Below are 21,681 nucleotides of genomic sequence, written 5' to 3'. Positions count from 1 at the left end.
TGATGTTTTTTTAGTTCCTCATACACCGGCGCATATCGGGCTACACGCCGGCTTGCCTGCCCTACTTCAGGTAATTTCCTACGTTGCTGCGGGTCACGGATTCGAACGGGACGATCACTTCGGCGGGAGCCGGCTTGCCGCTCTTGAGCGTTTCGACAACCTGGTATGCGGCCTGCGCCTGCCCCTTCGCGTTCTGGAAGATGGTCTGGGACATCTCGCCGGACTTGATCGCCCGCATCGCGTCCGCGGTCCCGTCAACGCCAGAGATCGCCACACCCTTGAGCCGCCCTGCCGTCTTCAGCGCTTCCAGCGCGCCAAGCGCCATCTGGTCGTTCGCGGCGACGATTGCATCGAATTTCGGATATCGCTGAACCCAGTCCTCGGTGACCTTCATGCCCTGTGCGCGATCGTAGTCGGCCGGCAGGTTCGACAGGATCTTGACGTCCGGACGCTTGGCCAGCGTCTGCACGAAGCCGGCCAAGCGTTCCTTGGAGTGGTAAAGGCCCGGCGTACCCTGCAGGTAGAGGATCTGCGCATTCTTCGGCAAAACCGAGTCGAAGTACTCGCCCTGCAGGCGGCCGGCATCGTAGTTCTTCGAACCGACGAACGTATACTTGCCGCTAGCGGACTGGATGCCGAGCGCGATCACCGGGATGCCGGCCTTGTTGGCACGCTCGACACCGGGAACGATGCCGCGATAGTCGACCGGCACGATCATGATCACGTTGACCTTCTGCGCGATGAAGTTGTCGATCTGGTCGAGCTGGCGGCTCACGTCGCCGTTTGCGTCCGTATAGACCACGATCAGGCCTGGGTCCGCCTTGACCGCGTCGGCAAAGGCAGTCTTCCGGCTCATCGTGAACACGTCGGTGTCTGCCAGATTCGTATAGCCGATCACGAACTTCTTGTCGGCCGCGCTGGCCGATGTCGCCAGCGCGGCCAGCCCGAATACCGCTACCGCCGCTTGTTTCCAAACCTTCATATGCTCCTCCGTTGTTGTCTGACCTACTGCGGGTTGAACATCGACTTGCTTTAAGTGTTGTGCTTGCTGCTTCACCGCACGCCGGAGACCCGGCTCGTCCGGTTCCGATCTCAGGCCGGACGCCGTACGCGCTTGCCGCGACCGTTCTTGGTCTTGACGTCCAGAATCACGGCGACCGCGATGATCAGCCCCTTGGCGATCTGCTGCCAGTAGGAGCTGACGTTCAGAAGGTTGAGGATGTTATTGATCACGCCGATGATCAGCGATCCGATCATCGAGCCCATGATCGTGCCGGTCCCGCCCATCAGGCTGGTCCCGCCTACCACCACGGCCGTGATCGCATCGAACTCGTAGCCGACGCCGCCAGCCGGTTGGCCCGAGTTGATCCGCGACATCAGCACGATGCCGGCGATCGCGGTCAGCACACCGCTGTAGACGAAAGCCATCGTCGTCACGCGTCGCGTATTGATACCGGAGGCCAGCGCGGCGCGCGTGTTGCCGCCGGTTGCATAGACATAGCGGCCGAAGCGCGTGCGATTCAGCAGCACCCACGACACCGCGAGCACGGCGATCAAGATCATTACCGAGATCGGCACCGGCCCGACCGAACCCTGGCCGATCACGGCGAAGTCGCCCAGGTCGCTGATGGGTGCGCCGCCGGTATAGAGCAGGATGCCGCCACGCGCCACGGTCGTCATCGCGAGCGTGGTGATGAACGAGGGAATGCCGAAGGTCGTGACGATGAAGCCGTTGACGAACCCGACCACCACGCCCATCGCCAGCCCGGCCGCCACTGCCAGTGGGATACTGCCGGTAAGCGACATTACGCTCGCCGCAATCGTGCCGGTCAGGGCCACGACCGCGCCCAGCGACACGTCGATCTGCCCGAGAATGATGATGAAGGTTACGCCACATGCGAGCAGGCTGACGACCACCACCTGCCGCAACACGTTGGTGAGGTTCGGAACGGTCAGGAACGCATCGCTGACCAGCGAAGCGAGCGCCACGATGCCGATGAAGATCAGCATCGTGCCGTACTTGCGGTAAATCTCTGCCGGGCTCGCGCCCTTCAGCCAGGCCATGATGCCGGCGCGCGGCTGCATTGAATTTTCCTGCATGCTGTTCAACATCATTGACCTCCGGTTGCCAGTTTCATGATTCGTTCCTGCGAGGCCTCACCCCGGCTCAGTTCGCCGGCCACCCTGCCCTCGCGCATCACGATCACGCGGTCGCTCATGCCGAGAATCTCCGGCAGTTCGGACGAGATCATGACGATGGCCAGCCCCTGCTGCGCGAATTGCGACATCAGGCGGTGAATTTCGGATTTCGCGCCGACGTCGATGCCGCGCGTCGGTTCATCGAGGATGAGTACCTTCAGGTCGCGCAGCAGCCATTTCGCAATCGCGATCTTCTGCTGGTTGCCGCCGCTGAGATTGCCGGTGACGGTCTGCAGGTCGGCGGTCTTGATCTTCAGCATCTCGCGCATGCGCGTCGCTTCGCTGCGTTCGCGGCGCGTGTCGAGCAGGCCGCGCCGCGAGAAACCCTTCAGGTTCGCGAGCGAGATGTTTTCCATCACCGATCGGCACAACACGAGCCCTTCGCCCTTGCGGTCCTCGGACACCATCGCAATACCACTGCGGATCGCCGCATCGCTGCCCCTCATCCGCAACGGCACGCCTTCGAGCACGATCTCGCCCTCGTCGAGCGCATCGAGCCCGAAAATCGCGCGCACCACTTCCGTGCGCCCCGCGCCGATCAGTCCGGCCAGCCCGACGACCTCGCCACGTCGCACGCTGAAGCCGATATCCGAGAACACGCCGTGGCGCGTGGCGTTACGGACCTCGAGCACGGTCTCGCCGATCGTCGCATCGAGTTTCGGGAAAATGCTCGAGATCGGCCGACCGACCATCGCTGCGATGAGCCGACTCTCGTCGTATTCGTCGGCCGGGCCCGACTCGACATAGCGGCCGTCGCGGATGATCGTGATGTCGTCCGCGATCTGGAATATCTCGTCCATCTTGTGGCTGATGTAGATGATCGCGACACCGCGCGCCTTCAGGTCTCGGATCTGCTCGAACAGCATGCCGACCTCGGTATCGCTGATCGCCGAAGTCGGCTCGTCCATGATGACGACCGATGCGCCCCGCGAGATCGCCTTGGCGATTTCGATCAGCTGCATGCCGGCCACGCTGAGCTCGCGCATCTTCTGACGGGGCGCATAATCGAGCCCGAGCCGGTCGAGCAACGCCTGAGTATCGCGTTCCATGCTCCTGAAATCGATCATCTGCCGCGACAGCGCACCGAACGCCGAATAGGTCGGCTCGCGCCCGAGAAAGATGTTCTCGGCGATCGACATGTCGAGCACCGGGCTCAATTCCTGGTGGATCATCGCGACGCCGGTTTCGAGCGCGGCCTTGGTGCCGGCGGGACGATACGGCGCACCTTTGAAGCGGACCTCGCCCGAATCGACGCGATGCTCGCCGGACAGGATCTTCATCAGCGTCGATTTGCCAGCGCCATTTTCGCCGACCAGCACGTGAGTAGTGCCCGCGCGCACCCTGAGGCTGACCCGGTCGAGTGCGAGCACGCCCGGGAATGCCTTAGAGACGTCCTGCATCTCCAGCACGTATTGCGATTCTTCGCTATCCATGTGCTTGCTCCTCGTGGGCCGGCCTGGGCCGACCCGATGGCATGCCAGCGATACGCCCGTGCAGCGCCGCGGCAGGGGGGGGGGGATCCCGCCGCCGCGCGCCGGTGGCGCCGTGCATGCCTGTCTCCGTTGTGTTTCTTGATCTCGCCGCGTGAGTCGGCCCGGTCAGGCCGGATCGCGTCGACCTAGCGGCTGATGGTCTGCTTCAATGCGTCGATCGAGGTGGCAATGCCTGCCTCGACCGACATCGTCAGGTCCTCCATCTCGAGGGACACCCAGTCGTTGTAGCCAGTCATGCGCACCACCGAGAAGAACTCCTTCCACCACTGGAGATCCTTGCCGCAACCGACGGCCACATAATTCCAGGCACGCCGGCCGACATCCTCCACCGGCTTGGTTTCGAGCAGACCGTTGACGTCCACCAGCCCGCGTTCGAGACGCGCGTCCTTGCCGTGGACGTGATGGATTGCGTCGCCGAGCGCGCGTGCCGCCGCTATCGGGTCGGCGCCCATCCACATCAGGTGGCTCGGATCGAGATTGAGACCAATCATCGGGCCAACCGCGTCGCGCAACCGGAACAGCGTTTCCGGATTCCACACCAGCATCGCGCTGAAGTTTTCGAGCGCGAACCTTTCGACACCCGACTCGCGCGCCTGCGCGACCAGCGATTTCCAGTACGGAATCGCAACGCCGTTCCATTGATAGTCGAGACAACCCTTAAGTGTCGCCGGCCAGCTCACCGTATAGGTGATCCAGTTCGGCACGCGATCCTCGGGGCTGGCCGGCGGCAGGCCGCTCATCGCGACGATCTTGCGAATACCGAGTTCGCCGGCAAGGCGGATCGCCTTCTCCATGTCTGCCTTGTGCTTGGCGCCGAGTTCGCCCGGATCGAGCGGATTGCCCGACACGTTCAGCGCGGCGATTTCCATGCCACGGCTTTCCAGCGCGGCAAGCAGCGCGCGGCGCTTGCTCGCGTCGGCGAGCAGTTCGTCAGTGCGGAGATGGGGCGCGGACGACCATCCGCCCGAGGTCATTTCCACGCCGAAGACGCCCATTTCACACAGCTTGTCGAGCATCGCTTCGTATGGCAGGTGGCCGAGGCTGTCCGTGCAGAACGAAAGTTTCATAGTGTTATCCAAATGTATTGATGTTGTGCTCAGGCGCCCCCGAACCTGCCGGTGCGCCGCGGGAAGGTGAATCCGCGTGATGTCAGGCGTCGCGGTAAAGCGCCGGTTTTTCATTCAGCACCACGGCAACTTTCTCGCCGCTGCGCTGGGCCGCTACGCCCGCCTCGCAACAGGCCGCCGTCGCATAGCCATCCCAGGCGGACGGACCGTCGATCGTTCCATTGCGCGCGGCATCGACCCAGGTCTGCACTTCGAGGTCGAACGCTGCGCCGAAACGCTCGACAAAGGTCGGGGTGACCGCACCGCCCCACTGCCCGGCACTGCGCACGTACGGGCCACCGTCGTTACCGATGTTGACGATGCCGTCCTCGAACACCGCCTGCGTCGCGACCTGATAGCCGAATCGCGCGTTGACGAAGATCTCGACGTCGGCCAGCACGCCGCTCGCCGTTTCGATCAAGACCTGCTGCGGATCGTGTTGACCCGGATGCGCGTGTCGCGTAGGCCGGCCCAGGCGAACCTGCACTGAAGCGATTTCCTCGCCGGTCAGGAAACGGATGCCGTCGAACTCGTGCACCACGGAATCGTTCACCAGCATCTGGCTCGTAAAGCTCGCCGGCGTGGCAGCGTTGCGATGCGAGAAATGCAGCATCAGCGTTTCGCCGAGCCGACGCGTGGCGATCAGCTCGCGCAACTGCCGGTACTCGGCATCGAAACGACGCATGAAGCCAACCTGAATCAACTTCCGACCGAGCTTCACTTCGGCTTCGACGACCCGCCAGGACGATTGCGCATCGGGCGTCAGCGGCTTCTCGCACAGGATCGGAAGCCCCTCGGACAGCACCTGAAGCAGCGTGGCTTCATGAAGGAAGCCGGGTGTGGCAATGACGACCGCATCGGCCAGGCGATCGGCCAGGACCTGCTCGATCCCCGGCACCGCCACGGCACCTGGCGCCTTGTCGGCGACGGTGCGGGCGCGGGCGGCATCGATATCGACCACGGCCGAGACTTCGGCACCGACTATGCGGCGCGCAATGCGCTCGACATGATCGGATCCCATCAGGCCGGCCCCGACTACAGCGATACGAAGCTTCTTGCTCATATATCGAATTCCTAAGTATTTTCAATTGATCTGCCGGTCGAATTGACTGCATGCGCTGCTCGACCGGCAGAGGTTCAAACGAACGAGGCGAATACGGGAGAGATGTTCAGGGCCAGCGGCGCGCTTGCGTGGCAAGCGGACGGGTCGGTTGTATGTCTCCGGTGGCTCGATCGGTTCTCTCACGGACGTTTCGGACCGTAAGCCTCAAGACCTCATTCGATAGTTCGGTATCGAAGTTTAGAGACGCGCAATGCCGCCGCAACAACATTCGTGACCATAAATGGTCAGGGCGCGCGGCATCGAATCGGCAACAACGCGATGACCATAAATGGTCAATCTTTCTGTTGATGGGCACGCGCCTGACCTCTTAATTTATGGACGAACGCGACGCAGTCCACGCAACGAACCGAGCCGGTCCGCCCTTGCCTGCGTCGCGAAAACAATGCTGGAGACACGTCCCCGCCCGCTACGCATTTGCGCTCGCAGGCGAGGCGATGAGGCGAGCAAATCGCGCCGACATCGCTTCGCGTCGCCTCCTTGCATTCATCCCTTTCCACCGCACGGATCATTCATGGGTCATATCAGGCTAACGATGGCGCAGGCACTCGTACGCTTTCTCGACAATCAGTATGTCGAGATCGACGGCGAGCGCATCAAGTTCGTCAAGGGCATCTTCACGATCTTCGGACACGGCAACGTATTGGGCCTTGGCCAGGCGCTCGAACAGGATCCCGGCCGGCTCGTCGTGCATCAGGGCCGCAACGAACAGGGCATGGCGCACGCGGCGATCGGCTTCGCCAAGCAACGGCGCCGCCGGCAGATCTATGCATGTACTTCTTCGGTCGGCCCGGGCGCGGCCAACATGGTGACGGCTGCCGCGACCGCCAGCGCCAACCGCATTCCGCTGTTGTTACTGCCGGGCGATGTGCATGCCGGACGCCAACCTGACCCGGTGCTTCAGCAGATCGAGCAGACGCACGACCTGTCGATCAGCACCAACGATGCATTCCGTCCGGTCAGCAAATACTGGGATCGCATCGCACGCCCCGAGCAACTGATGAGCGCGTGTCTCAACGCGATGCGCGTGCTGACCGATCCTGCCGAAACCGGCGCGGTGGTCCTGGCGCTGCCGCAGGACGTGCAGGCCCAGGCCTACGACTACCCGGAAACCTTCCTCGCCGAGCGCGTGCACTACGTCGACCGCCGCCCCGCCGCGCCGGCATCGATCGCGCGCGCCGCCGCCCTTATCGCGCCGGCCACGCGCCCGCTGCTGATCTGCGGCGGCGGCGTACGCTACGCCGGCGCGGCCGCCGAGCTGCGCCGCTTCGCCGAGCGCTTCGACATCCCGGTCGCGCATACGCAGGCCGGCAAGGGCGCGCTGCCCTGGGACCATCCGCTCAATCTCGGTGGCATCGGCGAAACGGGCTCGCTGGCCGCCAACGAGATCGCGCGCTGTGCGGATCTCGTGATCGGCGTCGGCACGCGCTACACCGATTTCACGACCGCGTCGAAATGGTTGTTCCAGGATCCCGAGGTGCGGTTCGTCAACATCAACGTCAACGGCTTCGATGCGGGCAAGCTCGACGGTCTGTCGATTCAGGCCGATGCGAAGGCCGGCCTGAGCGCGCTCGGGGCCTCGCTGGACGAGGCGGGCTACCCGACCGGCCACCGGCATGGTTATCGCGAGGAGATCGCGCAGGCGGTCGCACGCCTGCGCGCCGAAGAGGAACGCCTGTTTGCCGTGACCTATGGCACCGACCACTTCGTGCCGGAAATCGACGACCACCTCGACCGCGCGGTACTCGATGAATTCGTACGCGTGACCGGCTCGTCGCTGACCCAGTCACGCGTGCTCGGCGTGCTCGATCGCAAGCTGACCGAACACGACGTGGTGGTCGCCGCCGCGGGCAGCCTTCCCGGCGACCTGCAGCGCATCTGGCGCGCGAAAGGCGAGGACAGCTACCACGTCGAGTACGGCTATTCCTGCATGGGCTACGAAGTCAACGCCGCACTCGGCGTCAAGCTCGCACAGCCCGACAAGGACGTGTTTGCATTCGTCGGCGACGGTTCCTACATGATGCTGCACTCGGAACTCGTCACCTCGATACAGGAAGGCCGCAAGATCAACGTCCTGCTGTTCGACAACATGACCTTCGGCTGTATCAACAACCTGCAGATGGAACACGGGATGGGCAGTTTCGGCACCGAATTCCGGCACCGCAACGCCGACACGGGCCGGCTCGACGGCGTCTTCGTGCCCGTCGATTTCGCCGCCAATGCGGCGGCCTACGGCTGCAAGACCTACACGGCACGCAGCATCGAGGAACTGGAGGCCGCGCTCAATGACGCCCGCACGCAGCGCGTTTCCACCCTTATCGACATCAAGGTCTTGCCGAAGACGATGGTGCACAAGTACGGCTCCTGGTGGCACGTAGGCGTGCCGGAAGTCTCGACCAGCGAGCGTATCGAACGCGCCGCCGAACGCATGAAGGCCGCACTCGCCACCGCCCGCCGCTACTGACCCAACCGAATCGACCCGACGCGGAGCGCGCGCCCTGCCGCCCGCACTCCGTCTCACTCACAAGGAACCGACATGCGTATCGCACTTGACCCCTACATGTACCGCCATCTGCCGCTGCCCAAGATGGTCGAGAAAGTCGCAGAGCTCGGCTACAGCCATATCGAGCTCTCGCCACGCGAAGACTTCCTGCCGTTCTACAAATACCCGCGGGTCGACAAGGCACGCATTCGCGAATTCAAGGCTGCGCTGCTCGATACCGGCGTGCAGTTGTCGTCGCTGCTGCCGCTGTATCACTGGGCCAGTCCGGACGAATCGCTGCGCGAGGCGGCGGTGCGCAACTGGAAGCGCGCGATCCAGGTAGCGGTCGAGATGGAGTGTCCGTTGATGAACACCGAATTCAGCGGCCAGTCCAATCATGCGCTCGCCAGCGAGAACCAGTTCATGCGCTCGATGGAGGAGCTGATGCCCGTGTTCGAACGCGAGCACATCAGCCTCGACATCCAGGCGCATCCCTACGATTTCTGCGAGCGCAACAACGAATCGGTCGACATCATCCGCGGCCTCGACAAACCCTGGCTCAACTATCTGTACGCGGTCCCGCACACCTACTTCTACGACGACGGCGTGGGCGACATCGCCGCGATGCTCGAGTATGCGAAGCCGAAGCTCACGCACCTGATCATCGCCGACACCTACAACCACCGTGCCTCGTCGAACCTGCGCTATATCGTCAATCCCCCCGGCGTGACGGCCACCGTGCACCAGCACCTCGACATTGGCCAGGGTGAAATTGACTGGGACACGTTCTTTTCGAAGGTTCGCGAGATCGGCTTCGACGGCATCGCGACCGTAGCCGTGTTCGCGTGGGAAGACCGGGCCGACGAATCGAGCCGGATGATGCTGGAGACCGTCAAGCGCGGCCTCGGCCTCGCCTGACATCCGGCACCGCCCAACCGCTCATCCGCTCAGACTCAAGACGACAGGAAACCATCGTGCATACACCGACGCTCATGTCCGAACGCCAGTTCGACCTGATCTGCCTGGGACGGCTCGCCGTCGATCTCTACGGCCAACAGGTCGGCGCCCGCCTCGAGGACGTCACCAGCTTCGCCCGCTACCTCGGCGGTTCGTCCGCCAACATTGCCTTCGGCACGGCCCGGCTCGGGCTGAAATCGGCGATGCTTTCGCGAGTCGGCAACGACCACATGGGCCGCTTTCTCCTCGACGCGCTCAAGCAGGAAGGCTGCGACGTCAGCCAGGTCCGCCTCGACCCCGAACGCCTGACCGCGCTGGTCCTGCTCGGCCTCAAGGATCGCGACACGTTTCCGCTGGTGTTCTATCGCGAGAATTGCGCCGACATGGCAGTCGACGAGCAGGACATCGACGAGTCGTTCATCGCGTCGAGCCGGGCCCTGCTGATCACTGGTACGCATTTCTCGACCGAGCGCGTACATCGCGCCAGCATGAAGGCGCTCGAATACGCACGACGTCACGACGTGCGAACGGTGCTCGACATCGACTACCGGCCCGTGCTGTGGGGCCTCACCGGCAAGGCGGACGGCGAAACGCGCTTCATCGCGGACGGCAGCGTCAGCCACCACCTGGGCGGCATCCTGCCGATGTTCGACCTGATCGTCGGCACCGAAGAGGAGTTCCGCATCGCCGGCGGCCATGACGACCTGATGGCTGCACTGCGCGTCGTGCGCGAGGCGACGCCCGCCACCCTGGTGGTCAAGCGCGGTCCGCTCGGTTGCACGATACTCGACGGCGCGATTCCGGCGAGCATCGACGACGGCCGCCTGCACGCCGGCGTGCAGGTCGAGGTGCTGAACGTGCTCGGCGCCGGCGACGCCTTCATCTCCGGCTTTCTCAAGGGCTGGCTGACCGGCGCGGACGAAACCACCTGCTGCGCGTACGCCAACGCTTGCGGCGCGCTGGTGGTCTCGCGCCATGCGTGCGCGCCGGCCATGCCGACGCCGGCCGAGCTTGACTATTTCCTCACGAATTCGGCCCGCATGAGCCGCCCCGACCGTGATCCCGCGCTGAACCGCCTGCATCGTGTCAGCCCGAACCGCAAGTCTTGGGACGAGGTGCTCGGCTTTGCGTTCGACCACCGCGACCAGCTCGCGGAACTGGCGCGGCAAGCCGGTGCTGATGAAAAGCGGATCGGCACGCTCAAGCAGCTCTTCGTCGAAGCCGTCGCCGAGACCGAGGCCCAGATCGGCGGCCAAGGCAAGATGGCCGTGCTGATCGACGATCGCTTCGGACAGGATGCACTCAATACCGCCACCGGCCGCAACTGGTGGATCGGCCGCCCCGTCGAACTGCCGGGCTCGAACCCGCTGCGCTTCGAACACGGACGGTCGACGGGATCAGCGCTCATTTCCTGGCCGCGCGAGCATATCGTGAAGTGCCTCATTCAATATCATCCCGACGATGCTCTCGAGCATCGACTCGAACAGGAAGCGCAACTGCAGGCGCTCCAGCAGGCGGTATCAGTCAGCGGCCACGAACTGCTGCTGGAAGTGATCCCGCCCAAGGATCGCCCTGCATCGGCGGACGTCGTGGTGCGCGCACTGGAACGCCTCTACGATCTCGACATCCAGCCCGACTGGTGGAAGCTCGAATCGATGCCGGCCGATACCTGGCGCCGCATCGACACGCTGATCGAGGCGCGCGACCCGTATTGCCGCGGCGTCGTGCTGCTCGGCCTGAACGCACCGCTCGACACGCTCGCACAAGGCTTCATCGATGCCGCCGCCAGTCGAACCTGCCGCGGCTTCACAGTCGGCCGCTCGATTTTCTACGAGCCGAGTCGCGCCTGGTTCGCCGGCGGAATCGACGACGAAGAACTGATCCGCCGCGTGCGCTCGTCGTTCGAGACGCTGATTCGCCTATGGCGCCAGGGTCGCCCGCAACAGGAGGCAGCATGAGCAAACTGCTGATCAAGGGACGCGCAAGTGGGCGCGATATCGTCACCGTCACGCCGGCCAGTGCCGGCTGGCGCCACGTCGGCTTCGCCGCCAAGCGGCTCGCCGCCGGGGAGCGACTCGCGGTCGACACCGTCAACGACGAACTCTGCATCGTGGTGCTGACCGGCGCCGTGACGATCACGACCGGCGATCGGGTCTGGCGCGACGTCGGCGGACGACGCAGTGTGTTCGAGGACCGCTCGCCCCATGCGGCCTACGTGCCGCCGGGCCGCAGCGTGTCGATCGATGCCGTCGACGCAGCCGAAATCGCGCTCTGCACGGCGCCGGCCACCGGCCGATACGAAGCCCGCCTGATCGAGCCCGCGTCGATCACGCGATCGGTGCGCGGCAGCGGCACCAATACTCGCTACGTCTGCGATATCCTTCCGCAAACGGAACCAGCGGAAGGGCTGCTGGTGGTCGAGGTGGTGACGCCGGCCGGGCACGCGTCCAGCTATCCGCCGCATAAGCATGACGTCGACGCAATCCCGGTCGAAAGCGTGCTGGAAGAGACCTACTACCATCGGCTCGACCCCGAGCAGGGGTTCGCGTTCCAGCGCGTCTACACCGATTCGCGCGACATCGACGAAGCCTATGCGGTCGAGAACCACGACGTGGTGATGGTGCCGCGAGGCTACCACCCGGTGGTCGCGCCGCACGGCTATCGCAGCTACTACCTCAACGTGATGGCGGGACCGAAGCGCGTCTGGCACTTCCGCAACGATCCGGCGCATGAATGGATGCTGGCGAAATAGTCGCCCTGGAAGTGACGCCAGCCCCGCAAGGGGCCGGCTGGAATGCTTGACGGACAACGGCGGGCAGTGACAGGCAAAGCGATTCGGGCGCGCGCAGATCCATGCCCACTTGCCGCCGCCGTTCAATCGTCGGGGGAAAGATAGGGGCTGCGTCGAACGTTCGCTGCACAGAAAACGCCGAACTCGACCGGCCCGATCGGTGGCGTGGTCTCGAGCACCCCGCAACCGTGCAGCAGGTGCTGCAACGCGGAAATCACCTGCGCGTCGGGATTCTGGTCGATCACGATATCCATCGTGCCTTCGTCGATATAGGCGCGATGCTCGTCCAGCATCTCGTGACCGATCCACACCACCTTGCCGGCCACGTCGAATTCCCTGAGCGCCGCGGCGATGCCCGCCGAACCATAACCGCTGTTGTAGATGCCGACCAGATCGCCCTGCTTCAGCGCCGGCAACACGGCGCGATAACACGCATCGGCGTTGTCGAGCGTCTCGATCTCGACGCCCTGATACTCGAGCTCGGTTTCGGCCCCCTCGAGCGCCGCGCGAAAACCGGCGATCCGGTCGCGGTGCGCGCCGAAACTGCGGCTTCCGCAAAGCTTGAGCACGCGCCCGGCCCGCTTGGCGAGCCGCCCGATGAAGTAGCCTGCGGTGCGACCGGCGCCCACGTTGTCGATCCCGGCGAAGTGGGCACGCGAAATCTCGCTGATATCGGTCATCAAGGTGACGACCGTTTCGCCTCGATCGATCGCCTCGCTCAGCGCCGCGCGCACCGGCGCCGTGTCACGCGTCGTGATGATCATCCCGGCGCGGCGGTAGCGGCAGTTGCTGATCACGTCGACCACCGCCCGGTCCGACTCGGGAAGAATCAGCCGATGCAGGACGATGCGCTTGTCGAGGATCTGGGCCGAACGTTGCAGCGCCACATTCAGGCGGCGGAAAAACGGCGTGTCGCCGTGAGAAAGCAGCACGTCGATATGAATCAGGCCATGCCGGCTGTCCGGCAGCACGCGGCGCACGCCTAGCCGGCGTGCCGCCGCGATCACGCGCTCACGTGCCGACTCCGATACGCTGCCCCGTTCGTTGAGGACGCGATTGACCGTTGCCTCGCTGACGCCGGCCTCGGCCGCTATCTCGACAAACCGGGCATCGCGCTTGCGCCTCGTGCCGGCCGGGGCCACGACAGGACCCTCGCTCATCGCGCCTGCTCCGCGCCGCCGTATAGGCCGCAGAAATGCGCTTCGATTTCCTCGAGGCTGCGGCCCCTCGTTTCGGGCAGGTTGCGCCAGATGAACGCAATCGACATCACGCCGATGGCAAAAAATACGAAGAAGGTGCTGGAAATGCCGACATAGGCGACCAGCGAGGGGAAGCTCAGCCCGAGCACGAAATTGACCATCCACAGCACACAACCGGCTACGCCCACTGCGAAGCCGCGAATATGCAGCGGAAACAGTTCGGCCAGCAACACCCAGCATACCGGTGCGATGAGCGCCTGCATGAAGCCGAGGAAGCACGCCATGGAGACCAGAATCAGGCACGCACGCAGGAACGATACCGGCAGGAACTGGGAGAACAGGCCGATCATCAGCAAGGACAGCGTCGTACCGCTCAGGCCGAGCAGGAACATTGGCCGGCGTCCGATCTTACCGAGCACCTGGATGCCGACGAGGGTCGCCACGACCGAGATCACCCCGTTCGCCACATTGCCGATCAGTGCCGTCTCCCGTCCAAAACCGGAATTCGTCAGGATCTGCGTACCGTAGAACATGATCGAATTAACGCCGGTCGCCTGCATGACGATGGCAATCCCGATCCCGACCCAGAAGACATGGCGCACCCAGGGCGCCGACAAGCCCGGCCCGGTGCGAAGGGCAGGATGGGCGTGGCGGTGCTCGGCGTTGCGAATCGAATCGAACTCCTGCTGTGCCGCCGGCATGTCGCGCACCTGCTCCAGTACTTTCCAGGCCGCGTGCAGCTTGCCCTTCGAGGCCAGCCAGCGAGGGCTTTCCGGCATTACCAGCATGCCGAACCACAGCCCGACCGCCGGCAGCGTCGCGACGGCCAGCATCCAGCGCCAGATGCCATGGTCGCTGCCCCACAGGCTGCCCATCGTCGCATTGACGATGAACGCGATCATTTGCCCGGAGACGATCATCAGCTCGTTTTGCGTGATGATCTGCCCGCGACGATGCACGGGCGCCAGTTCGGCCAGGTAGGTCGGCACGCAGATCGATGCCCCCCCAACCGCGATGCCCAGCACGAATCGTGCGGCAATCAGCATCGAAACGGTCGGGGCGAAGGTACACGACAACGCACCTCCCAGGAACAGGACCGCCAGGATCATGATGCTCATCCGGCGCCCGTAGCGGTCCGCTACCAGGCCCGAGGCCACCGAGCCGATCACGGCGCCGAGCAGCAGAGAACTGGTCACGAGCCCCTCGGTCAGCGGCGTGAGCCCGAGATCCTGGGTCATGTATGCCAGCGCGCCATTGATGACCCCGGTGTCATAACCGAACAGCAGGCCACCGAGAGTCGCGATCATTGCGATGAACCGCATCGACCGGCGCGCCTTGGCGGGGTGGGCCGCTGTGGACGGAGTGGGTTCGACGGACGTGAGCGTCTCACAGACTTCCTGCATCAGTGTCTCCATGATTTATATGTTTCATCGCATCGGCCTGCCTGCGATAACTGCCTGCGCCGCGTGTCGGGCAGCGGTCGTGTACCGCACGAAAACGACAACGCCCGCGTCGGTTCGACTGGCCGCCGCCACGCATCGCGCAGGACGGTCATTGTGTTCTCGATCGACGCTCGGGTGACAAGCCCGAAGTCCCGCATTGACGCGCGCGAAATCGCGGTCCCTTGCGTCGTCACGTCATATCAACTGATGTTTGGCCGTGCGACGCGCGTGCTGCGCGATCGCTGCTTGACTGGCTCAAAAGTAGACAAAGCGGGATGGGTGCGCAACGCGAAACTTGACCATTTTTGGTCAAGACCTCCCAGTCTGCTAGCTCGTTGCCCCAATCGGTGGATGAACGAGAGGAGCACAATTGAGCACAATTTTTTCCATAATCCTCGAAGTTATGAAATCTCCTGTATTTATACTCGAATTCACATAATAAAGCCTACTGCTTTAAATCTTGGGAGCGAAACGCTTGATCGAATTGCCGGGCTCGCTGTACCTCGTCGCTGCACAGGTAGGTCGATGTCGTCGAGATCGAGGCGTGCTGCAGGTTGTCGCGCACCATGATCAGCTCAGCACCACGCGCCAACGCGTCTGACGCGTGAGTGTGCCGCATCCAGTGCGGGCTTGCGCGGCGTAGCTATTCGGCAGCCACCGGCCGATCGTCCTGGATTGCATCGACCACCAGCATGAATAACCGTCGCAGCACGTGCCAGAGCCGTTTGGGTTCGATGCCCGCACCATCCTCGTCAAGGCTCGCAACGAGCGGCGCCACCGGGTTCCAGCGTGTTGGCGTGACCGGCAGCCCGCGCTGCACGAGATATTGATCCAGCGCGGTTCGAGCGCGTGACGGTAGCGCCACCTTACCGAGCTTGCCGCCTTTGCCGAGCAAGAGTAGCCAGTGATCATCGTGCTCGTCCCGGCGGATGACAACCGAAAACGGGTTCGGACTCGGCCTAGCGATTGCCACCCGCGCCGTTGCGACCCACGGCGGCACTATGCAGGCCGAAAATCGCGAAGGTGGCGGCTTGATCGTCATGATCTGGTTGCCCATCCCACCAGCCTCTGCATGATCTGCGTGCCGGACGCACCACTGGATGCGACAACGAGGGCCAATAATGGCCAGAGTTGTCGCTTGCACTGCGAGAAGTGTCGTTGGACTATCAATTGATTCATTCCACTACCCTGCTTGGTATTTCATGGCTCTTGAGTACCGCCACCAACGAAAGCACACTGGCCACGGTTACATGCCCCACGCGCCAGCTTGGAGCCGGTCACCGCAATTGGCCTTGCCGCACGGAATCAACCCGTCAATGCAACGCACGCGAAACTGCATAGCATCAAGACGTGTTGCAATGAAACGGAGATGGAGGATTTACTATCCGGTGAGTCAGAAAGCGTTAAGGTGGGAGCGTAGGCGCAAAGTCGAGTCGCTGCAGCAGATCGCCCAGTTTTTTGAGTTGAGCTGCTGTTCGGCATAAGGGATTCTGGTCGAAACGGCAGGCATACGGCCGAAGCAACCGCGCCGCTGAACATTTGCGGCGCTCAGGTGCTTTGCCGCTCAATAATCGTGAAGCCAGTGTCGATCCTCACCCTGGTTCTTGCTGCTTCCGATTGCGAATCGGCAGCAAAGCGTGCGAGCAACGCTTCGGCCGTCTTCATGCCGATCGTCGTGCCGTCGATGCGAACCGTCGACAACGACGGATAGACATGCGCGGCGGTCGACAGGTCGCCAAAACCCATCACCGCAAGGTCGCGCGGCACGTCGAGCCGACGACTCGCGGCTTCGGCGAGCACGCCTTGCGCGAGCGTATCCGAACTGCAGACGACGACATCCGGCGATGCAGCGGCCAGCATCCGGCGGAGGCCTTCGCGGCCGGCCTGCAAGGTCGCGGGCGCGGGCAGGATTTCGAATGCGGGCGGTGCGATGCCTTGCCGGGCCAGTTCACGCTTCAGGCTTTCGCACCGGCGAAGGCCGCGCGGATCGTCGACCGACACGATGCCGAAGCGCTTGTATCCCTTGCCGATCAGATGGCGCGCCACGCCGCAGCCGACCTGCTCGTGCGAGAAGCCGATCATCATGTCGATCGGCTTGTCGGTCAGATCCCAGATTTCGACGACGGGAATGTTGGCTTTCGACAGGCGCGAGATCGTCGCTTTCGTGTGGTTCGTGCCGGCCAGCACGATGCCGTCCGGCCGCCGCCCGAGAATGGCTTCGACCAGCGCCTCTTCCCGTGCCTTCGAGTAGGCGGTGAGGCCGAGCAACGTCTGGTATCCCGCAGTTGCGAGCCCGTCCATGAGTGCCTGCACCGTGTCGGCGAAGATCGAGTTCGCGATCGTCGGCAGCAGGATGGCTACCAGTCGGCTGCGATTGCTGGCGAGGCCACCGGCCAGCAGGTTCGGCACGTAGCCGGTGGCGCGCACCGCATCGAGCACCTTCTTCTGCGTGTCGCTGCGAACCAACTCCGGACGATTGAGTGCACGCGACACGGTCATCGGCGCGACGCCCGCCACGCGTGCCACGTCAATCAGCGTCACGCTGCCGCATGCGTCTGGCGCGACGGCCGATCGGCGTTCGTTCTTCTTTGACATCTCCATACGTCCTGCGGTGATCAGGTTTCACATCGTCCGGTGCGGCGCGCCGGGCCCGGCGAACTTCGGCGGGCGGTGCGGGCAAGTGCCCGGCGCCAGACCGGCATTAGAGCATGAAGCCGGCTGCCGTCGGACAACCGGGCGGGAGTCCGGCGCATGCCGTGTCAGTGTAAACGATGATGATTGCGCAATCATATCCACCTTGAATGATTGCGCAATCATTGTATGATCCTGTTCACCGACACGAGATGCATCGAACATCAAGGAGACGACAGTGGCAACCGACCAGCGCGCCGGCAGGCGAACGAACGTCCGATGGTTCATCCTCGCGATGATCTTCATCGTCACGGTGTTCAACTACGTCGACCGGGCGACGTTGTCCATCGCGGCGCCGAGCATGCGTCACGAACTGGGGTTCGACGCACTCACGATGGGGATCGCATTCTCGGCATTCGGCTGGGCTTACACCGCGCTACAGATTCCGGGCGGACTCGTCCTCGACAGGTTCGGCGCTCGGCTCGTGCTCGGTGCGAGCCTGATCGCCTGGTCGGTGCTCACGTTCCTGCAGGGATACGTTCACCTGTTCGCGTCCGCATTCGCGATGTTGTTCGCGCTGCGCTTCCTGATGGGGGTTGCCGAATCGCCGGCGTTCCCGTGCAACAGCCGTCTCACGGTGATGTGGTTTCCGAACGCGGAGCGCGGGCTCGCCACATCGATCTTCCAGCTGGCGCAATACTTCGCGCTGGCCGTGTTCACGCCAGTGATGACCTACACGGTCAGCCGCTGGGGCTGGCATTACGTGTTCTTCACGACGGGTGCCGTCGGTGTGCTGATCGGGCTCTGGTGGCTGAAGTCGGTGCGCGAGCCGCAGCGCGATCATCGCGTGAATGCAGCGGAACTCGACTACATCGCGGCAGGCGGCGGGCTGCCGACGATGGGCGACAGCCCGCGGCCGTTCAAATGGCGTGAGGCCGGTGCGATCGCGGCCAACCGCATGATGATCGGCATCTACATCGGCCAGTTCTGCCTCACGTCGATCACGTGGTTCTTCCTCACCTGGTTTCCGACCTACCTGATCGAAGCGAAGGGCATGTCGATCCTCAAGGTGGGACTCGTTGCATCGGTGCCGGCCATCGCGGGGTGTGTCGGCGGCCTGATCGGCGGATTGTGGTCCGACTGGATGCTCAAGCGCGGCTTCAGCCTGACGGCCGCGCGCAAGACGCCCATCATCAGCGGCCTCGTGCTGTCCAGCACGATCGTCGCCGCGAACTACGTGCACTCGACCGCGGTCGTCATTCTGGTGATGTCCGTCGCGTTCTTTGCGAAAGGCGTCGGCAACCTGGGGTGGTGCATCGTCGGCGACGTGTCGCCGAAGCACGCGATGGGCATCAGCGGCGGCATTTTCAATTTCTGCGGAAACCTTGCGAGCATCGTCACGCCGCTCGCGATCGGCTGGATGATCAAGCGCACCGGCACGTTCGAAGTCGCGCTCACGTATGTCGCGGCGCTCTCGCTGCTCGGCGCGTTCGCGTATCTCTTCATCGTCGGCAAGCTCGAGCGGATCGAGGGTCCTGCGTTCGATGCGGTCGCTGACGGTGGCGCCGCATCGGTCTCGCTGAAGCCGACGCGCAGCAGCTGAACGACCTTACGTATCGAACTTCTTTCGCCAAAGGGCATCTTCATGACTACCTCAACCTCCCTCGTCTCCGGGGCATCGATCGACCGGATCAAATGGGTTCGCGTCGCGTCGACGTTTCTGCCGCTGGCCAATCCGATCAGCGATGCCAAGGTGCTGACCGGACGACAGAAGCCGATGACGGAAATCGCGATCCTGTTCGTCGAGATCGAAACGGCGGACGGACACCGCGGCCTCGGCTTCAGCTACTCGAAGCGGGCGGGCGGCCCCGGTCAGTTCGCGCATGCAAAGGAGATTGCGCCGACGCTGCTCGGCGAGGATCCGAGCGACATCGCGCGCCTGTGGGACAAGCTTGCCTGGGCAGGCGCGTCGGTCGGGCGCAGCGGCATGGCGGCACAGGCGATCGGTGCGTTCGACGTCGCGCTGTGGGACCTGAAGGCGAAGCGCGCGAACCTGTCGCTGGCCAAATTGCTCGGCGCGCATCGCGATTCGGTACGGTGCTACAACACGTCGGGCGGCTTTCTGCATACGCCGCTCGATCAGTTGCTGACCAATACGGACGCGTCGCGCGAGAAAGGCATCGGCGGCATCAAGCTCAAGGTCGGCCAGCCGGATTGCGCGCTGGACATCCATCGCGTGCAAACCGTGCGCAAGCACCTGGGCGACGCGTTCCCGCTGATGGTCGACGCGAATCAGCAGTGGGACCGGCCCACTGCGCAGCGCATGTGCCGCACGTTCGAGCAGTTCAACCTGGTCTGGATCGAGGAGCCGCTCGACTGCTACGACGCCGAAGGCCATGCGGCGCTCGCCGCGCAATTCGATACGCCGATCGCGACCGGCGAGATGCTGACCAGCGTATCCGAGCATTGGGAATTCATTCGCCTGCGTGCGACCGACTACCTGATGCCGGACGCGCCGCGCGTCGGCGGCATCACGCCGTTCCTGAAGGTCGCGGTGCTCGCCGATCATGCGGGCCTGATGCTAGCCCCCCACTTCGCGATGGAGCTCCATGTGCATCTTGCCGCGTGCTATGCGCGCGACCCGTGGGTCGAGCACTTCGAATGGCTCGAACCACTATTCAACGAAAGACTCGAGACCCGCGACGGCAGGATGATCGTGCCCACGCGTCCGGGGTTGGGGCTGACGCTCAGCGATCGCGTCGCCGGGTGGACGGCTGAGGAAGCGGAAGTCGGGACTCGCGCTTGACATTGCCTCGTCGAGTCCCCGTGCGATGACGGGGACTTCCGAGCCTTGCTGAACATCCACATCACCATAAAAGCGGTGACACGGCATCCATGGCGTCGCCGCTGCCGAGCGCGCCGCCGCAATTGTGTCGAGGAGACGAAAATGAATGCACGTCAGAGATGGTGGGGAATCGGCGGCAGCCTACTTCTTGGTCTCTTTGTGGCATATCTCGATCGTACGGTCCTGTCCGTGGCACTGCCGTCTGTTGCCCGCGACTTGGGCTTTGCCGGGCCGCGCATGGCGATCACGTCCAGTTGGGCGCTCACTGCGTTCCTGATCGGCTACGCCGCGGCCAATGTGTTCGGCGGCATTCTCACGCGAAAGCGGGATCCCAAGCGCGTTGCCATCTGGACATTCACCCTCTGGTCCGTCGCGACCGTGTTCGTGGGCTTCACGAATTCAGTTGCCGTGATGCTTGCGTGCCGCATCGTGCTGGGTATTGGCGAAGGCGTCTACTGGCCACAACAGTCGCGATTCGCAAAGGCATGGTTCGCACCCGAGGAACGCACCAAAGCGAATGCGATGATTCAGTACTACGGTCAGTTCCTTTCGCTCGCGCTCGGCTTTGCGCTCCTGACGCCGATCTATCATGCTTTCGGCTGGCGTGTCTTGTTCTTCCTGACCGGTGGGATGGGGTTGATCCTAGTTGTCCCGCTTTACGTCGCAAAGCTCAAACCGGAGTCGGCGGCGCCGTACCCACCTTCATCCAGCGCCATGGCCGACACGCGCCTTACACTCGCATCGCTCGGCGGCCCAGCCTTCTTCCTGCTTCTCTTCAGTTACGTGATGCAGGGCATGCTCTTCTGGGGCATCACGCTGTGGATCTCTCTCGCCGTCAAGTCCGTTGGCTTTACCGGGTCATCCCAAGGCATTGCAAGCGCACTCCCGTTCGCCGCCGCCGTACTGCTGGCACCGTTCATAGCGTGGATCAGCGATCGCACCGGACGACGGGTGGCGATCGCGGCCATGGGCCTGCTTCTCCCCGGCCTGCTGCTGATGTTGTTGCCCACCGTCTCGAGCGGTTATGCGAAGCTCGCGCTGATCACACTGGCCCTCGGCTATTTCGCGAGCAGCTATACCCCGAATATCTGGTCAATACTGCAAGCGACGGTCGAGCCCCTAGCGGTGGGTCCTGCCGCCGGCATCATGAACGGGATCGGTGCAGGCGGTGGCGGCACACTGGCAGGCTTCCTTGTCGGATTGGTCAATGCCGTGACGGGCTCATATATGGCCGGCTTCGAGATCCTTGGCGTGCTGGCACTCCTCGGCGGCGGATCGCTTCTGCTTTACGGGCGCGTCGTTGCAAACAACAGGGTGCTCAACGCGGCCAACGCCCACACGACCTTGGCACGCACGAACTGAACCATGACCACACGGATTTGCTGCGTCACCAGTCAGACTGCTGCGGCGAAGGCG

General features: G+C 63.6%; 16 protein-coding genes and 1 pseudogene. 8 read left to right on the top strand and 9 right to left on the bottom strand.

Going from position 1 to position 21,681, the window contains the following annotated elements; translation table 11 throughout:
• Window positions 1–61: 61 nt before the first annotated feature.
• The 5 genes from U4Z64_RS27290 to U4Z64_RS27270 form a co-directional block, all read right to left on the bottom strand.
• Window positions 62–1,057: a sugar ABC transporter substrate-binding protein gene (locus U4Z64_RS27290; RefSeq protein ID WP_321821597.1), complete on the bottom strand. Its 996-nt coding sequence runs from the start codon at window positions 1,055–1,057 to the stop codon at window positions 62–64.
• Window positions 1,058–1,092: 35 nt separating this feature from the next.
• Window positions 1,093–2,112, bottom strand: coding sequence for an ABC transporter permease (locus U4Z64_RS27285; protein ID WP_321821596.1), 1,020 nt, complete (start codon window positions 2,110–2,112; stop codon window positions 1,093–1,095).
• Entirely contained in the window at window positions 2,112–3,632 is a 1,521-nt protein-coding gene (locus U4Z64_RS27280; RefSeq protein WP_321821595.1) for a sugar ABC transporter ATP-binding protein, read from the bottom strand. Before U4Z64_RS27280 ends, U4Z64_RS27285 begins: the two co-directional genes overlap by 1 nt.
• A 185-nt stretch (window positions 3,633–3,817) precedes the next feature.
• Complete coding sequence (locus U4Z64_RS27275) at window positions 3,818–4,873, bottom strand: sugar phosphate isomerase/epimerase (protein ID WP_321821594.1); 1,056 nt, start codon at window positions 4,871–4,873, stop codon at window positions 3,818–3,820.
• Window positions 4,842–5,861, bottom strand: a complete 1,020-nt coding sequence (locus U4Z64_RS27270; RefSeq protein WP_321821593.1) for a Gfo/Idh/MocA family oxidoreductase — start codon at window positions 5,859–5,861, stop codon at window positions 4,842–4,844. Before U4Z64_RS27270 ends, U4Z64_RS27275 begins: the two co-directional genes overlap by 32 nt.
• A gap of 571 nt (window positions 5,862–6,432) precedes the next feature.
• On the opposite strand from U4Z64_RS27270, the gene iolD reads away from it, so the two are divergent.
• The 4 genes from iolD to iolB all read left to right on the top strand — a co-directional run bounded on the left by iolD (window position 6,433) and on the right by iolB (window position 12,109).
• Entirely contained in the window at window positions 6,433–8,382 is a 1,950-nt protein-coding gene (gene iolD, locus U4Z64_RS27265; protein ID WP_415750604.1) for a 3D-(3,5/4)-trihydroxycyclohexane-1,2-dione acylhydrolase (decyclizing), read from the top strand.
• A gap of 72 nt (window positions 8,383–8,454) precedes the next feature.
• The gene (locus tag U4Z64_RS27260) at window positions 8,455–9,318 is read left to right on the top strand and encodes a sugar phosphate isomerase/epimerase family protein (RefSeq protein WP_043179535.1); all 864 of its coding nucleotides are present in this window, start codon (window positions 8,455–8,457) and stop codon (window positions 9,316–9,318) included.
• 74 nt (window positions 9,319–9,392) lie between these two features.
• Window positions 9,393–11,315 carry a bifunctional 5-dehydro-2-deoxygluconokinase/5-dehydro-2-deoxyphosphogluconate aldolase gene (locus U4Z64_RS27255; protein ID WP_321821644.1) on the top strand — a complete coding sequence of 641 codons (1,923 nt, stop codon included), beginning with the start codon at window positions 9,393–9,395 and terminating at the stop codon, window positions 11,313–11,315.
• Window positions 11,312–12,109 carry a 5-deoxy-glucuronate isomerase gene (gene iolB, locus U4Z64_RS27250; protein ID WP_321821591.1) on the top strand — a complete coding sequence of 266 codons (798 nt, stop codon included), beginning with the start codon at window positions 11,312–11,314 and terminating at the stop codon, window positions 12,107–12,109. The genes U4Z64_RS27255 and iolB overlap by 4 nt, the downstream gene beginning before the upstream one ends.
• A 122-nt stretch (window positions 12,110–12,231) precedes the next feature.
• Here the strand turns inward: iolB and U4Z64_RS27245 are convergent, their stop codons facing one another.
• From U4Z64_RS27245 to U4Z64_RS27235, 3 genes and pseudogenes are all read right to left on the bottom strand, one after another.
• The gene (locus U4Z64_RS27245; protein ID WP_321821590.1) at window positions 12,232–13,308 is read right to left on the bottom strand and encodes a LacI family DNA-binding transcriptional regulator; all 1,077 of its coding nucleotides are present in this window, start codon (window positions 13,306–13,308) and stop codon (window positions 12,232–12,234) included.
• Window positions 13,305–14,762 carry a sugar porter family MFS transporter gene (locus tag U4Z64_RS27240; RefSeq protein ID WP_321821589.1) on the bottom strand — a complete coding sequence of 486 codons (1,458 nt, stop codon included), beginning with the start codon at window positions 14,760–14,762 and terminating at the stop codon, window positions 13,305–13,307. The genes U4Z64_RS27245 and U4Z64_RS27240 overlap by 4 nt, the downstream gene beginning before the upstream one ends.
• A gap of 472 nt (window positions 14,763–15,234) precedes the next feature.
• Window positions 15,235–15,720, bottom strand: a pseudogene (locus tag U4Z64_RS27235) (tyrosine-type recombinase/integrase); the annotation flags it as partial.
• Here U4Z64_RS27235 and U4Z64_RS27230 point away from each other — a divergent pair.
• Entirely contained in the window at window positions 15,719–15,865 is a 147-nt protein-coding gene (locus tag U4Z64_RS27230; RefSeq protein ID WP_321821588.1) for an ATP-binding protein, read from the top strand. The pseudogene U4Z64_RS27235 and the gene U4Z64_RS27230 overlap by 2 nt on opposite strands.
• 472 nt (window positions 15,866–16,337) lie before the next feature.
• On the opposite strand, the gene U4Z64_RS27225 is transcribed toward U4Z64_RS27230, so the two are convergent.
• The gene (locus U4Z64_RS27225; protein WP_321821587.1) at window positions 16,338–17,384 is read right to left on the bottom strand and encodes a LacI family DNA-binding transcriptional regulator; all 1,047 of its coding nucleotides are present in this window, start codon (window positions 17,382–17,384) and stop codon (window positions 16,338–16,340) included.
• A 274-nt stretch (window positions 17,385–17,658) separates the two neighbouring features.
• Here U4Z64_RS27225 and U4Z64_RS27220 point away from each other — a divergent pair, with 274 nt between their 5' ends.
• The 3 genes from U4Z64_RS27220 to U4Z64_RS27210 all read left to right on the top strand — a co-directional run bounded on the left by U4Z64_RS27220 (window position 17,659) and on the right by U4Z64_RS27210 (window position 21,627).
• On the top strand, window positions 17,659–19,023 hold the full coding sequence (locus U4Z64_RS27220; protein WP_321821586.1) for an MFS transporter: 1,365 nt from the start codon (window positions 17,659–17,661) through the stop codon (window positions 19,021–19,023).
• Between the two features lie 42 nt (window positions 19,024–19,065).
• Complete coding sequence (locus tag U4Z64_RS27215) at window positions 19,066–20,226, top strand: L-talarate/galactarate dehydratase (RefSeq protein WP_321821585.1); 1,161 nt, start codon at window positions 19,066–19,068, stop codon at window positions 20,224–20,226.
• Window positions 20,227–20,367: 141 nt separating this feature from the next.
• A complete protein-coding gene (locus U4Z64_RS27210) occupies window positions 20,368–21,627 on the top strand; it encodes an MFS transporter (protein WP_321821584.1) in 1,260 nt (419 codons plus the stop codon).
• The last annotated feature ends 54 nt before the right edge of the window (window positions 21,628–21,681 follow it).

It is taken from the genome of Burkholderia sp. BCC1996, from assembly GCF_905339955.1.
Lineage (GTDB): Bacteria > Pseudomonadota > Gammaproteobacteria > Burkholderiales > Burkholderiaceae > Burkholderia.
The sequence above is the reverse complement of the archived record's forward strand: the minus strand, read 5'-3'. Positions and strand labels throughout refer to the sequence as shown.

Excerpts from the sequence above, each read along its gene's own strand:
- U4Z64_RS27230 (WP_321821588.1), top strand. The coding sequence starts at position 15,719 with ATGACAACCGAAAACGGGTTCGGACTCGGCCTAGCGATTGCCACCCGC.
- U4Z64_RS27260 (WP_043179535.1), top strand. The coding sequence starts at position 8,455 with ATGCGTATCGCACTTGACCCCTACATGTACCGCCATCTGCCGCTGCCC.
- U4Z64_RS27270 (WP_321821593.1), bottom strand. The coding sequence starts at position 5,861 with ATGAGCAAGAAGCTTCGTATCGCTGTAGTCGGGGCCGGCCTGATGGGA.
- U4Z64_RS27280 (WP_321821595.1), bottom strand. The coding sequence starts at position 3,632 with ATGGATAGCGAAGAATCGCAATACGTGCTGGAGATGCAGGACGTCTCT.
- iolB (WP_321821591.1), top strand. The coding sequence starts at position 11,312 with ATGAGCAAACTGCTGATCAAGGGACGCGCAAGTGGGCGCGATATCGTC.
- U4Z64_RS27225 (WP_321821587.1), bottom strand. The coding sequence starts at position 17,384 with ATGTCAAAGAAGAACGAACGCCGATCGGCCGTCGCGCCAGACGCATGC.
- U4Z64_RS27240 (WP_321821589.1), bottom strand. The coding sequence starts at position 14,762 with ATGGAGACACTGATGCAGGAAGTCTGTGAGACGCTCACGTCCGTCGAA.
- U4Z64_RS27285 (WP_321821596.1), bottom strand. The coding sequence starts at position 2,112 with ATGTTGAACAGCATGCAGGAAAATTCAATGCAGCCGCGCGCCGGCATC.
- U4Z64_RS27255 (WP_321821644.1), top strand. The coding sequence starts at position 9,393 with ATGTCCGAACGCCAGTTCGACCTGATCTGCCTGGGACGGCTCGCCGTC.
- U4Z64_RS27275 (WP_321821594.1), bottom strand. The coding sequence starts at position 4,873 with ATGAAAAACCGGCGCTTTACCGCGACGCCTGACATCACGCGGATTCAC.
- U4Z64_RS27210 (WP_321821584.1), top strand. The coding sequence starts at position 20,368 with ATGAATGCACGTCAGAGATGGTGGGGAATCGGCGGCAGCCTACTTCTT.
- U4Z64_RS27215 (WP_321821585.1), top strand. The coding sequence starts at position 19,066 with ATGACTACCTCAACCTCCCTCGTCTCCGGGGCATCGATCGACCGGATC.
- iolD (WP_415750604.1), top strand. The coding sequence starts at position 6,433 with ATGGGTCATATCAGGCTAACGATGGCGCAGGCACTCGTACGCTTTCTC.
- U4Z64_RS27245 (WP_321821590.1), bottom strand. The coding sequence starts at position 13,308 with ATGAGCGAGGGTCCTGTCGTGGCCCCGGCCGGCACGAGGCGCAAGCGC.